This is a genomic window from Puniceibacterium antarcticum (assembly GCF_002760615.1).
Classification (GTDB): Bacteria; Pseudomonadota; Alphaproteobacteria; order Rhodobacterales; family Rhodobacteraceae; genus Puniceibacterium; species Puniceibacterium antarcticum.
This window is the reverse complement of the sequence record NZ_AWWI01000029.1, coordinates 1-12666: the sequence shown is the minus strand read 5'-3', so window position 1 is coordinate 12666 and position 12666 is coordinate 1. Positions and strand designations below refer to the sequence as shown.

Sequence of the window (12666 nt, the reverse complement as noted above, 5' to 3'; positions counted from 1 at the left end):
AAGCTTACTTCGCCGCAGCATCCAGCGGCGCGAGGTACCAGAAGTCCTCGATGTTGAGCTCTTCGGGATTGCCTTCCAGCTGACCGGCCGCGGTGTACCATTCCATGTCAGCCTGCGCGGCCTTGCGACCGCCACCATTGGGATCGTAGAGCCCGCCCGCAACCGCCTCTGTATAAAAGGCGTCCAGTTCGCCGAGGATCTCTGCGGGAAGCTGGCCGATGGGTCCGTCGGGGTTCGTCTCGCGGCTGATGATGGTCGGATCTTGCGCCATATCCTGCCAGACGCTCATCAGTGCCGAGACGAGGATGTCGACCTGATCACTGTTCTCCTTGATCCAGTCGAGGTTGGCGAAGAGCGCCTCGTCGCTCGCATCCACATCAAACATCGGGAGCACGTTGAAGCGATCCTCGGCTTCGGCCATCATCTTGTTCTTGTTGGAGAGATCGAGGATCGTCACTTCGGCCTGACCTGCCAGCATCGCCACCACGCGGCTGGACGAGCCGGGAACGTAGGAGCGGTCGCCGAACTTGATGCCGACGCGCTCCTCGATCACATTGGCGATGGAATCCGTGCCGCCCCCGCGGGAATGCAGCATGATCGGCACGCCGTCGAGTTGCGCGAGATCGGTGTATTTCTCGATTGCGACCGGAAAGAACTTCAGCTTGGACAGCTGGAAGATGATCCGCAGCGGGGCCTTGGACCGCTGCATGGCCGCGTATGGCGTGCCAAAACCGATGTCCATCTGGCCGCTGAGGATTGCCTGTATCGCCAGTTCCTCGTCCGCGAAAGCGGTCCATTCATAGTCGAGACCCTTGGCCTTGGCCCGGTCGAGCGCCACGAAAAAGGCGGCAAGTTCATCCGACGGAGTTTCCGCCAGAGCTATCTTGAGCGGTTCGGCCGTGACGGCCGACACCATTGTGGCGATGATCAGCGGTAAGGCAAGTGCTGGGCGCGCAAACTGTTTTCCTAAATCCATAAGTGTTCTCCTCCCAGGGAACGTTTTTGGTATTATTGGTCGTGCCGGTGTCCGGTCGACTATGTCGTCTTGGCGGTTTCGTCTCAGGCTTCTCCAAACAGGCGGTCGGACACCGAACGCAGATGCATTCGCATGGCATCGTGTGCCGCATCCGGGGCGCGCGAGGCGATGGCTTGCACGAGGGAATCGTGCTCGGAAAAGCTGGTGTGGCTCGCGGCCGGGCGGGTCGTGGCGCGCACGACGCTACCCCAGGCCACTGCACGACGGACATGATTGAGGTGCTCGAACAGCGACACCAGCAGAAGGTTATCACTGGCCTCTGCGATGTGACGGTGTAGCTGGTCGTCCTGTTCCTCGTATTCTGCCCAGGTGGTCGCCGACCGGGTGCGCTCCATCGCCCTTTGCATGTTGGACAGGTCCGTGCCGGACGCATTGATTGCTGCCTCTCGCGCGATGGCCGGTTCGATCACTAGTCTGGCGCGCATCATCCTGAAGGGAGTCAGGTTGCGTCCAAGCTGGACGAGAGCATCTGGCGCGTTGCCCTCGCAGGGGTCGGACACGAATGTACCCTTGCCAACATGGCGCCAGATCATGCCCTCGCGTTCGAGAGCATCCAGTGCCTTGCGCAACTCTGTACGGCTCATCTCCAGCCGCACGGTCAGATCGCGTTCAGCGGGCAGCCGGTCACCACCGGTGTAATCCCCCTCCTGGATGAAGCCTCGGAGCTTCTCGACAACCGGGTCTGCCTTCAGTGAACGTTCAGAATATTGCAATGTCGCCTCATCATTGGTGCACCAATTATGTGCAAGTATAGGGTATTATCGGCAACCATTGATGAATATGTCTACTATGGCAAGATTTATCTGATTGGTTTGTATTGATTTATACATTGATCCCAGCTAGTCCCCTAATGGAGTTCCAGCCAAGAGAGGTCTTAAATGGCAGATTTTGTTATCCCCGCTCCGCCCGTCACGGCGCTTCCAGTCGTCGGCGGAGGGGAGTTTCCGGTCCGTCGCGTCTACTGCATTGGTCGGAATTACGCCGCGCATGCCATCGAGATGGGGCACGACCCCGATCGAGAGGACCCGTTTTTTTTCCAGAAGAACCCCAATAACCTCGATAGCACCGGCGAGTTTCCCTATCCGCCGCACAGCTCAGATGTGCATCACGAGGTGGAACTGTCCGTGATGCTGAAATCCGGCGGCAGCAATATCCCGGTCGAATCGGCGCTGGACCATGTCTATGGCTACGCGCTTTCGCTCGACATGACCCGTCGCGACTTGCAGGGCGAGATGAAAAAGGCCGGTCGGCCTTGGGAAATCGGCAAGGCCTTTGAACGCTCCGCCCCCACCGGCCCCGTGCATCAGGTTTCCGAAGTCGGCCATCCCGACAGCGGTCCGGTGACGCTGAAGGTCAACGGAAAGCTCCAGCAGGAAGGCGATCTGAACCAGCTGATCTGGAAAGTGCCGGAAATGATATCGTATCTCTCCGAGTATTTCGAACTGGCCGCCGGTGACGTTATCATGTCGGGAACGCCCTCCGGCGTCGGGCCGGTGGTCAAGGGTGATACAATGGAAGTCGCGATCGAAGGTCTGGGATCCATGACGGTAAAAGTCATCTGACATAAACTCAGGTGTGTCGCAGGTAGAAGACATGTGCGCTGGCAGATTTGTGTCAGCGCATCTCTGAGAGTGTAAGCCACATAAGGTAGCGTCGCGTTCGACCGTTGTCCTTGGCTCAATAGCCGAAATGGTCTCACCGTGTCGGGCGTTTGGTGTCAGCGAGATGTGCGGCGTCAGACCATAGGCGCAAATAGTTCGGTCAGAAAAGGCTCATGTTCACAGCCGCGCCGCTGGGGTGCGTGTTCGACTAGCCCGAGTAGGCGCACCGAGAGAGTCTGCGCCGATTCGTCCGAAATTATGGTGATCTTTGATGTCGCCTTCGTCTCCGGCTCTGGCTGGTCGCCCTAACCCGTAACAGAAAGCGTCACGCCCTCACGTTGCGAGATACGCGCCACCATTGCCAGCAGATTGTCTGCCCGCGGGTTGCCCTTGGCGCTCAGCATGCGCATCAGGCTCTTCGGATCCTTCTGCATGTCTTGGGCCAGGGCGTTGAAACCAACGGTCGCGTTCACGTAGTATCGCAGCAGCAGTTTGCCGGTTTCCAGATCATCACTCGGCAGCGCTTCGATACCATCGCCGAAGCCGCGCCGAAACGAAGATGCATTGCGTGAAACGGCTGTGTCAGGGCCTCATGGCACGCGACTTCGACCGTCAGGTCGCAGAACTCCAAGTCCGTGATGCGGTTCTGAATGGCTACACCGCGCTTGGCATCCCAGTCACAAATGCCGTGGGCTAAGTCCATCTGGAGAATGGGGAACTCTGGCCCTCAACCCCTTTGCGCAAAAAAAAGCCCCCGGGTGTTGCCCGGCTCAACAAAACAGCCCGCATTGTTTTCGCAGAATTGTCGCAGAAAGAGGTTTATCTTCGAGCCTGAAAACTTCTAACGCTCCATCCGAGCGCCTCATGAGATGCAAGGGCAGCCTAGCGATAGAACGGCAGGTAGTCCGCAAACTTGGAGGCCATGGAATGCGCCACCAGAGCCTACGTCGGCAGGCCGCGCGGTACCAGCCATTCAGGCGCCGGAGCTTGGGCATGAGAGGCGCCATTGCAGGACCGGCAAACGCCTTTCGGGCGGATCGTGACGAGCACGCGGGGCCGGGCCGGGATTAAATCCAGACGCTCGCTGCGGTCCTCACGCCAAAGGCGTGTTTTCAACACGACGCCTACCTTGACCATCTCGCCGCAGCCGGAAGGACACAGGGTGCTGTCCGGTTCGATGACCCGTTCGGTCCGCTCGAGATGCGCTTGCAGATGGCCGTCGCCAGTGTCGCTCGACCAATGGCGCTCCGATGGCAACTCTGCTTCGGGGCGCATGCGCTCTTCTTGCGGTCGCAAAGGGCTTTCTTGGCCGCCTCGCTGGCTGAGGTCAGCATCCCCTCGGCAACCTCGACATTTTCGAAGGGCAGATGCTGCTGAGCGAGCGAAGCTTGTGATCGCTTTATTGTAGCGCTGAAGGAATGCGTGCCCCTTCATGGCTTGCCCTGCAAACCACTGCCGGGTGACAGTACGTGGCGCTCCCGTGATGAACTTGTCACATCATGCTTCTTTCCAAGCCTGAGAAAGGATCGCACCATCAAACTGCGGGATCAAACAGCTGTTGGGTCCCCAAACCTCATGAAGATTCTGCTGCGCCTGCACAAAAATGAGACAGGCAGGCGGGGTGTGAATTGTGCTTCCGCTATGCATGAAAGCGACTCAGACCAGATTGCGCGGGATTGAGACATCCCAATCCTTGTCCCGGACCAATGTATCGCCCTCCCACGCCCGAAGCCGTGCGGTGATTTGAAACGCATCCTTGTCACCGGTTAATCGCGTGGTGGTGATGGTTCTGACCGACCAGCCGTCGCGGCGCATTTCATGGGTCCATGTCACCTCGCCCTCGGCCGAGGTCGGATCGTCGGGCAGAACCGAATAGCGCTCGCGCCCTTCGGCGGAGTGGTAAAAGTCATGCGCGGTGATATGCGCCCCGCCTTCGTGATCCCGGACCTCGATAGTGACACGGCCCGTATCGCGGTCCTCGGACACAGTCCATTCGGCTTGCGAAGGTTCGGCATATGTCACGTCCAGCGGTTCGCCCGCACGCGGCGCACCCAGATCCCGCACCTCAGGCCCGTCAGCTGTGCGCACCGGCAGAGACAACTGTGACTGGCCGGTCAGCACCGTCAGCGTCACAGGTTCCGGCGCGGGCCAGGCAATGGGGAAATAGCTGGTCGAAATGCCCAGCCGGATAAGATGCCCGGCGCGAAAAGTCTGCGCAACATGCTTGAACGGCACTTCTACGGTGTAGGTCTGCCCCGGTTCCAGCGGCGCGGGCTCTTCGTGACCGTCGCGGTGGGTCAGGTTCAGCAGGCCATAGCTGACTCGCGTCGCCGCCCCATCTGGCGCCACGTCCACCAGCCGCACGGCGACCTGCGCGACCGGCTGATCGACCTGCAGGGTCAGGGTCAGCCGCGCATCGCCCGCGATGTTCATATCTGCCTTCAGCGGGGCAGTGTCGAACACCAGACTGCCAGCATCTTCGCGCCGCTGATCTCCCGGCTGGTCGCCGGGATGCGCGTAGGAGCACCACTTGCCCGCCTGTCCCCCAACCCAAAGCGGCGAGCAGATCGACACTTTGGCATCCGTGGCATCCACGACCCCGCCAAGCCGCCCGTCGGCGCCAAGCCCGAAACCGGTGCGCGTGACGTTCGGCGACGGCCAGGCCGGTTCGGTGATCCATTCACCGTCCCGGTGGTCATAATGGCTGCGCGGCGCGGCGTGGTCCTGCAGATACAGCCTCAGCGGCGGTTCCTCCATGATCCCGGTCTCGCGTCCCTTAAGCCAGTGATCCCACCAGCGGACCTCTTCCGTCAGCCAGTCGATGGCCGGGCCGGGCGCCCCCAGATACGGATATTTGTGCGACCAGGGGCCAACGATCCCCTTGACCGGGCCGCTCAGGTTTTCGACCAGCCGAAAGACGGACCGGCAATAGCCATCGGCCCAGCCGCTGACCGCGTAAACCGGCACTTTAATATCCGCGAAATCCTCGCAGACCGAACCGTGTTTCCAGAAATCATCACGGGTCTGGTGGTGCAGCCAGTTTTCCAGCCACAGGCCAGAACCGTCCAGCCGCTCTTCCCACATGTCGCGCCAGCGCGCACCCACATGCTTTGGGTCGGGCGGCAGCGTGTTGATGCCGAACATGACCGAGGCCCAGGACAGCTGATCCCCCAGCAGGGTGCCGCCCATGTAATGAATGTCGTCTGCATAGCGGTCATCGGTCGAACAGATCGTGACAACCGCTTTCAGCGCCGGCGGACGCAATGCCGCCAGCTGCAAGCCGTTGAACCCGCCCCAGGAAATCCCCACAATCCCGACGCCCCCGTCGCACCAGCCCTGATCGGCCAGCCAGGCGATCACGTCGCAGCCGTCCTGCAGTTCAAGCGGGGTGTATTCGTCAACCATCAGCCCTTCGGACTCACCTGTCCCACGCAGATCGACCCGCACATAGGCATAGCCCTGTGCGGCCAACCACGGTGCGCGGGCATGGTCGCGCTCCAGCGTCTTGTCGTTCTTGCGATAGGGAATGTATTCAAGGATCGCAGGCACCGGCGCCCCATCCTCGGGCATCCAGATCCGCGCGGCCAGCCGCGTGCCGTCCGGCATCGGGATTTCGACATGCTCAAGTTCCCGTACGGGACGGGGCAATGGGGCGTCGATTTTCATGCAATCACTCGATTTTGCCAAAGATGGGTTTCGGCGGCCGGTATCAGGCCCGAACCGCCGGAAGTCCAGCGAGCAGAGGCTATTCCACGATATCAGTGAACTCGTAGTTCAGCTTTTTCATCACCTGTTCGTAATTCCATAGCAGCTTGGACTGCTTGCTTGCCCCCATCCAGACCGAGGCGACGGCAAAGCTGTAGGCATCCTGTTCGGGCAGTTCCGACAGCAGCGAATTTTTGGCCACATAGGAACTGATGCGCGTGCCATCGACCTGCTCTGCCGCAACGGCGATTTCGGCCTTGGACGGGACGCGGGACACCGTGGCGTCATTGAAGAACACCCGGTAAAAGAACTCCCCCGCCACGTTCTGCGGCCCTTCACCCTGCGGCATGTCGGGACGGCGGCCCAGGCCAAGGTCAATGGTCACCTGCTGGTGGCTGACCCCGTCGACCATCTCGAACAGGTCGCAATGGGACTGCGCGATCCGTGTGTTGATCTCAAGCAGCCAGATCTTGTTGGACACCTCATCCCAGTAATATTCGATGTTAAAGCCCGCATTGTCATAGCCGATATGGGTCATGATCGTGCGGGTGATGTCGTTCATGATGTCCTGCACCCTCTTGGGCAGGGTCGAGGGGTAGAGATAGTAGAAAAAGCTCAGAACCTGCGGATAGCGGATGGAATCCACCGTGCCGTAGGGCACCACCTCGCCGTTATAGACATAGCCTTCGACGGTACATTGCCGCCCGCCGATGACCTGTTCGGCCATGCAGTAATGCCCTTCAACCGCGCGGATGTCGTCGGGCATTTCGGCTTGGCTCAGGACATAATCGAACGGTTCACCGATAGACCGGATCTCGGCCCGCAGCTTTTCTGTGGCGTAGTCGAAATCTTCGGGGCTATCGATCCGAAATCCCAGACGCGAGCCCGAAGATTTGATCGGCTTGACAAAGAAGGGAAAGCGCAGATCCGCCTCGCCGATCTTGGCCAGGGCGTTGTCGTCAAACGGGTCAAACGCCGTGAATTTCGGGATATGTTCGGGGATCACCTCGGACATGACCTTACGTGACCAGAATTTATGCTCGCATTTCAGCAGGCTTTCGAGCGAGGCGTTCTTGGTTCCGTATTTCTTGCACAGCAGCGGCAGCATGGTGGACACGGGAAAGTCGATATAGCCGACGATGGCGTCAATCGATCCGTCAAAGGAATCCAGCACCCCTTCGGCCTCGGCCAGCATGGCGGGGATGTCGAAATCCTGTGTCTCTGACACCTGAGCAGGCGTGAGCAGCGGGTGAAATACAACATCCTCTACCCCGCGCAGGCGCGTCAGACGCTCGGCGTTCATGTCGTTCAATCCGATAACGAACACGTTCTTGGTCATTGTCTGTCCTTATGATTGGGGGTGGGCGGCACGGACAGAGCGGCTCCTTTAAAGGAGCCTGCCCCGCCCGGACCTGTGCCCGATGTCAGTATCAGACTTTGGCGAGTTCAGCTTGCGAGGCATAGGTCCGCCCCTTAAGCCGCTCTGTCGTACCTTCGATGTCGTCAACCAGCAGCAGCAGGAAATCGCCCGGCTCTGCCGCATCAATCGCCTTGGCCACGGCTTCCTGTTCGCTCATGATCGTTTCGACCTGCGCCCCGGCCACGACAGAGGCCGCGCCTGCGTGGATCAGCCGCGATGTTTCGCCGGTTTCACGGCCGCGCGCGTCGGTCTCATAGACATAGACCAGATCGCACATCCGGGCGAGTTGCGCGCCAAGTGCGGCCAAATCCTCGTCGCGCCGGTTGCCTGGGGCTGTGGCGACGCCGATTTTGCGTTGGGTGGCCAGACCGTTGACCAGCGGTTCCAGCGCGATCAGTGCAGGCACATTGTGGCCATAGTCGATCAGGCATTTCACGCCGTCCGCCTCAAAGTAATTGGTGCGGCCCGGCATTTGCGCCGGCGTCGGGTGGAAGGTCAGCAGCCCGGCGCGGATGTCGTCAATCTCGATCCCGTGGGCAATCGCCGCCGCCGCCGCCGCCATGGCGTTCTGCACGTTGAACGGCGCGTGGCCTTCGAACGCGATGGGCACATCGTTCACCTCGACAATCTCGACCGTGACCTTGCCGCGCAGCAGGACGATCTTGCCCTGTTTGACGGTCAGGACCATGCCAAGCCCTGCCAGATGCTCGGTCAGCGCCGGATTTTCAGGGTCCATGGTGAAATAGATGATCTGACCACGCGCCCAATAGGTGCCGTGCTCCATCACCAGCGGATCGTCTGCATTCAGCACACAGAATCCGCCGTCTTTCTTGACGGCATCCACCACCACGGTCTTGCAGCGGGCAAGTTCCTCAAGCGTGTGAATGTCCCGCTCACCCAGATGGTCCGACGCGATATTGAGCAATACGCCCACATCACATTCGTCAAAGCCAAGCCCTCGGCGCATGATACCACCGCGGGCCACCTCAAGCACCGCATGTTGCACGGTGGGTTCACGCAGAACCGCCTGCGCCGCTGCGGGGCCGGAATAATCCCCGCGAAGAATCACGTTGTTGTCGATCTCGACCGTGCCGGTGCAGCCCATGCCAACCGAATTGCCCGCCTGGCGCAGGATATGCGTGGTCAGGCGCGTGGTCGTCGTCTTGCCATTGGTGCCGGTAATCGCAGTGATTGGAATGCGGCCATTGTCGGTAGGATCGGGGAACAGCATGTCGACAACGTGCTGTCCCACGGGGCGCGGTGTGCCGTGGGTCGGTGCCATATGCATCCGGAACCCCGGGCCAGCATTGACCTCAACCACGCCAGCGGATTGCTGATCCAGCGGGATGGACAGGTTTTCGGCCAGAAGGTCGATGCCTATGATATCAAGCCCGACAAGCCTTGCGATCCGCTCCATCGCGAATTTGACCTCGGGATGCACCTCATCCGTCAGATCCGTCGCCGTCCCCCCGGTCGAGATATTCGCCGTGGATTTCAGATAGGCAATCTCACCCTCGGGCAAAACGGTGTCGAGCGTATGGCCCGCCTGTTCCAGCATCCGCATGGTCTGAACATCCACATGGATCTGGGTCAGCAAGTTTTCATGCCCGACGCCCCGGCGCGGGTCCGAATTTTCGATGTCGATCAGCTTCTGAACCGTGTTTTTGCCATCACCCACCACATGGGCCGGACGGCGGCGCGCAGCCGCAACCAACTTTCCGCCGATGACCAGCATCCGGTGATCTTCGCCGGTGATGTAGCTTTCGACGATCACCGCGCCGGAATCGTCGCGCACACGTGCAAGTGCTGCATCAAATCCCGCCTGCAGATCCTCCGGGTTGGTGATGTCAGTCGTGACGCCGCGCCCGTGATTGCCTGACAGCGGTTTGGTCACCACGGGCCAGCCGATCCAGTCGGCGGCCTCTTGTGCCTCTGCAACGGAATAACACACCTGACCGCGCGGCACCGGAACACCGGATTCGTCCAGGATCTGCTTGGTCCATTCCTTGTCGTCAGCGATAGAATGGCCAATGATTCCGCTCGCATCCGTGACCGTGGCCTGAAACCGGCGCTGTTTAATCCCTTGGCCCAGCTGAGTATAGCTGGTCCCGGCGGTCAGGTTATAGGCGGGAATGTTGCGGTCGCGGGCGGCGTTGACGATGGATCCGGTTGACGGACCCAGCGCATTGGCATCCCGCACCTCTTTCAGATGGTCGATGATCGGGCCAAGATCGACGTCTTCGCCATCGTAAAGCTTCTGCACGATGACCACCGCCGCCTCGCCCGCGGCAAGGCCGCTGGCCTCGTCCCGGTAGCGAAAGACGATATTGTATACACCGGGGTCATAGCTGTCGACCGTCTTGCCGTAACCGACGGAAAACCCGATCATATTCTGCAATTCCAGCGCCACATGTTCAACCATGTGCCCTGCCCAAGTGCCGTTCTTCACACGTTCAAGGAACCCGCCTGGCGTGCCCACTGAACAGCGATGATCGAAAATGGTGGGGATCAGCTCCTGCAACTTATCGGCGATCCCCGGCACCTTGTCGCTCGGGCGGTCTTCAAGTTCCTCTATGTCCAGCCGCATGTAGATCGCTTGGTAGCGACTGTAATAGTTAGGTCCGCGCAACGCACGGTTTTCGAGTATATGCAATCGAATGCTCCAGGTTTCCGGCCCGCAAATCTTCGGGGCTCAGGACCCGCCGATCCGCCATGCTGTATGCATAGCCATCAACCAGCGCGTGCATGATGACGTTCTGGACGCTGACTGCTTCACCGTCCTCGAGATCAAACACATTCGATCCGGTTATCTGTGAACTGTCAACCAAGATCACGTGACCCGGCCCAAAGGCGCGGATCAGATCTCCGTCAAACAGGACGGCAGCATCCTCTCCCAGACCGACGCCAAGGTATTCGGGATTGGTCGCGCCGACCTCCATCAGCCGAGAAAACCGGCCACGTTCCAGAAAGTGGGTGTCCATCACAACGCCGTTCACCAAACCGAAACCGGCGCTCATCTTGACGGCACCCTTTCGCAGGGAATCGTCGGCAGGACCGCCATAGACCATAGTCTGCGACTGGCAGGCCGCACCGGCGCTGGTCCCTGCGATCACGGCACCTTCCTCGCGGCGCGCACGAATTGTGTTTAGCGCCTTGGATGCACCCAGGATATTGGTCAGTCGCATCTGATCCCCGCCCGAGATAAAGATGACGTCAGACCGGCGGATCATCTCGGCAAATTCATCCGATGCGGCGTCCTTGCGGTCGCGGATGCGGATGTCCAGCACCTCGGCCGCGCCAATCTCTAAAAAGATGCCGACATAGCCGTCGAACACATCCCCCGGGATGCTGCTTGCAGTCGTGATCACCCCCACAATCGGCGCCTCGCGGTCTGACAGAGACAGAACGCGGCGCAGAATATCGGCGCGGGATGTCTTGTCTTCGGCGCCGCCGATCGCAACCATTGCACCCTTGGCCGAAACCTTGACAGGCATATTCATCTGTTGCACTCCTCTCCCACTGCGGGGCAATACGTTGGCTCTGACACTATCACCAAGCCCGGCAGCTGACAGTGCGCAGAGGCTCGAATCGGTTACAAGATGCACTTGCATCACATAAATCGTCCTAACGGCGGTTCGATCTGACAAACTTCTGCGCGAAGAACGGGCACTACCCTGAAAGAGACATCCTCATGACCGGCAGTTTCAGCCTTGCGATCCACGGCGGCGCGGGCGTTCTCCCCCGCGACTGCATGACCCCCGAGCGTGAGGCGGCCTGCCACGTCGCCCTTGAACGCGTTCTCAAGGTGGGCGAGGCGGTGCTGCAAAAGGACGGCAGCGCGCTGGACGCCGTCACCGCCGCGGTCTGCGCGCTCGAAGATGAGCCACTGTTCAATGCCGGCCGGGGTGCGGTGTTCACCCGTGACGGCGTGCAAGAGATGGACGCCGCCATCATGGATGGCCGGGATCGCAGCGCTGGCGCGGTCGCGGGCCTGTTCGGACCAAAGAACCCCATCCTCGCCGCCCGCGCGGTGATGGAGACCACCGACCATGTGCTCATGATTGGGCAAGGCGCAGTGGACGTCGCCCGCGCCGCCGCGCTCGATTTCCGCGAAGCGCCTTATTTCTTTACCCAGGAACGCTGGGACTCTCTGCAGCAGACGTTGCAGATGGAACGGGATGGCGCTCTGAACGACGACCCGTCGCGCCGCCACGGAACCGTCGGCGCCGTGGCGCGCGACCGTAACGGCGCGCTTGCCGCAGCAACCTCAACCGGGGGCATGACCGCCAAACGTACAGGCCGTGTGGGTGACAGCCCGGTGATCGGCGCGGGGACCTTCGCCGACAACAAAAGCTGCGCGATTTCCGCCACTGGAGATGGCGAGGCCTTTCTGCGGCTCTGCGTCGCACATGAAATTGACGCGCGCATGCGCCTCACCAACATCAGCCTGGAACGCGCTGCCGCCGAAGTTGTCCTGTGCGATCTCGGTGCGGCGGGCGGCTCGGGCGGTCTGATCGCGATTGATCGGAATGGCGCGATCACCCTGCCCTTCAATTGCGACGGCATGTATCGCGGGTGGAGCGTGGACGCTGATGACCGTGGCACAGCAATCTACTGAAGCGCCGCCTAAGCGCCTCTCTGAAAGGGAGTTCTTGCACGGACAGCTGCTTTACTGATATCGGCGGTGGTTTCTTCAGCTGAGGATGAAGGAGATGCCTCATAAATTAAACGCTGAGCGCCGTGACAAGATACCGAAGCAAAGACATCGGGTGACCAACTGGGCTGAGTATGACGAAGGCTTGCGGCGACGTGGTGATCTGACGGTCTGGGTCAGCGAGGCTGCGCTTGCGTCGTGGTCAGAACCACCGCGAACGACGCCTGGAGGTCAGGCTTTTTAGTCGGAT

At 60.4% G+C, this 12666-nt stretch carries 9 protein-coding genes and 3 pseudogenes; 4 read left to right on the top strand and 8 right to left on the bottom strand.

The window, feature by feature from the left end; all coding sequences use genetic code 11:
* Positions 1 to 4 precede the first annotated feature (4 nt).
* Positions 5 to 976 carry an ABC transporter substrate-binding protein gene (locus P775_RS03380; protein ID WP_180287301.1) on the bottom strand — a complete coding sequence of 324 codons (972 nt, stop codon included), beginning with the start codon at positions 974 to 976 and terminating at the stop codon, positions 5 to 7.
* 83 nt (positions 977 to 1059) lie between these two features.
* Complete coding sequence (locus P775_RS03375) at positions 1060 to 1749, bottom strand: FadR/GntR family transcriptional regulator (protein ID WP_099909643.1); 690 nt, start codon at positions 1747 to 1749, stop codon at positions 1060 to 1062.
* A 165-nt stretch (positions 1750 to 1914) separates the two neighbouring features.
* Here P775_RS03375 and P775_RS03370 point away from each other — a divergent pair, with 165 nt between their 5' ends.
* Positions 1915 to 2598 (top strand): fumarylacetoacetate hydrolase family protein, encoded by a 684-nt coding sequence (locus tag P775_RS03370; protein ID WP_099909642.1) that lies wholly within the window; start codon positions 1915 to 1917, stop codon positions 2596 to 2598.
* 344 nt (positions 2599 to 2942) lie between these two features.
* Here P775_RS03370 and P775_RS03365 read toward each other — a convergent pair whose 3' ends face one another.
* The gene (locus tag P775_RS03365; RefSeq protein WP_180287300.1) at positions 2943 to 3110 is read right to left on the bottom strand and encodes a hypothetical protein; all 168 of its coding nucleotides are present in this window, start codon (positions 3108 to 3110) and stop codon (positions 2943 to 2945) included.
* Between the two features lie 56 nt (positions 3111 to 3166).
* Here P775_RS03365 and P775_RS03360 point away from each other — a divergent pair.
* Positions 3167 to 3334 (top strand): annotated as a pseudogene (locus tag P775_RS03360) (IS5/IS1182 family transposase); the annotation flags it as partial.
* Positions 3335 to 3582: 248 nt separating this feature from the next.
* Here the strand turns inward: P775_RS03360 and P775_RS03355 are convergent.
* From P775_RS03355 to P775_RS03335, 5 genes and pseudogenes are all read right to left on the bottom strand, one after another.
* Positions 3583 to 4013: pseudogene (locus P775_RS03355) on the bottom strand (IS66 family transposase zinc-finger binding domain-containing protein); the annotation flags it as partial.
* A gap of 280 nt (positions 4014 to 4293) precedes the next feature.
* Positions 4294 to 6303, bottom strand: coding sequence for a CocE/NonD family hydrolase (locus tag P775_RS03350; protein ID WP_099909641.1), 2010 nt, complete (start codon positions 6301 to 6303; stop codon positions 4294 to 4296).
* Between the two features lie 79 nt (positions 6304 to 6382).
* A complete protein-coding gene (locus P775_RS03345; RefSeq protein WP_099909640.1) occupies positions 6383 to 7681 on the bottom strand; it encodes an ATP-grasp domain-containing protein in 1299 nt (432 codons plus the stop codon).
* Positions 7682 to 7772: 91 nt separating this feature from the next.
* Positions 7773 to 10415, bottom strand: a complete 2643-nt coding sequence (gene cphA / locus P775_RS03340) for a cyanophycin synthetase (protein WP_099909639.1) — start codon at positions 10413 to 10415, stop codon at positions 7773 to 7775.
* Complete coding sequence (locus P775_RS03335) at positions 10378 to 11262, bottom strand: cyanophycinase (RefSeq protein WP_099909638.1); 885 nt, start codon at positions 11260 to 11262, stop codon at positions 10378 to 10380. Before P775_RS03335 ends, cphA begins: the two co-directional genes overlap by 38 nt.
* A 191-nt stretch (positions 11263 to 11453) precedes the next feature.
* Between P775_RS03335 and P775_RS03330 the strand changes: the two genes are divergently transcribed.
* Together P775_RS03330 and P775_RS28755 are read left to right on the top strand one after the other, a co-directional pair.
* The gene (locus P775_RS03330) at positions 11454 to 12380 is read left to right on the top strand and encodes an isoaspartyl peptidase/L-asparaginase family protein (RefSeq protein WP_099909637.1); all 927 of its coding nucleotides are present in this window, start codon (positions 11454 to 11456) and stop codon (positions 12378 to 12380) included.
* A 94-nt stretch (positions 12381 to 12474) separates the two neighbouring features.
* Positions 12475 to 12651, top strand: a pseudogene (locus tag P775_RS28755) (IS5 family transposase); the annotation flags it as partial.
* Positions 12652 to 12666: the final 15 nt, after the last annotated feature.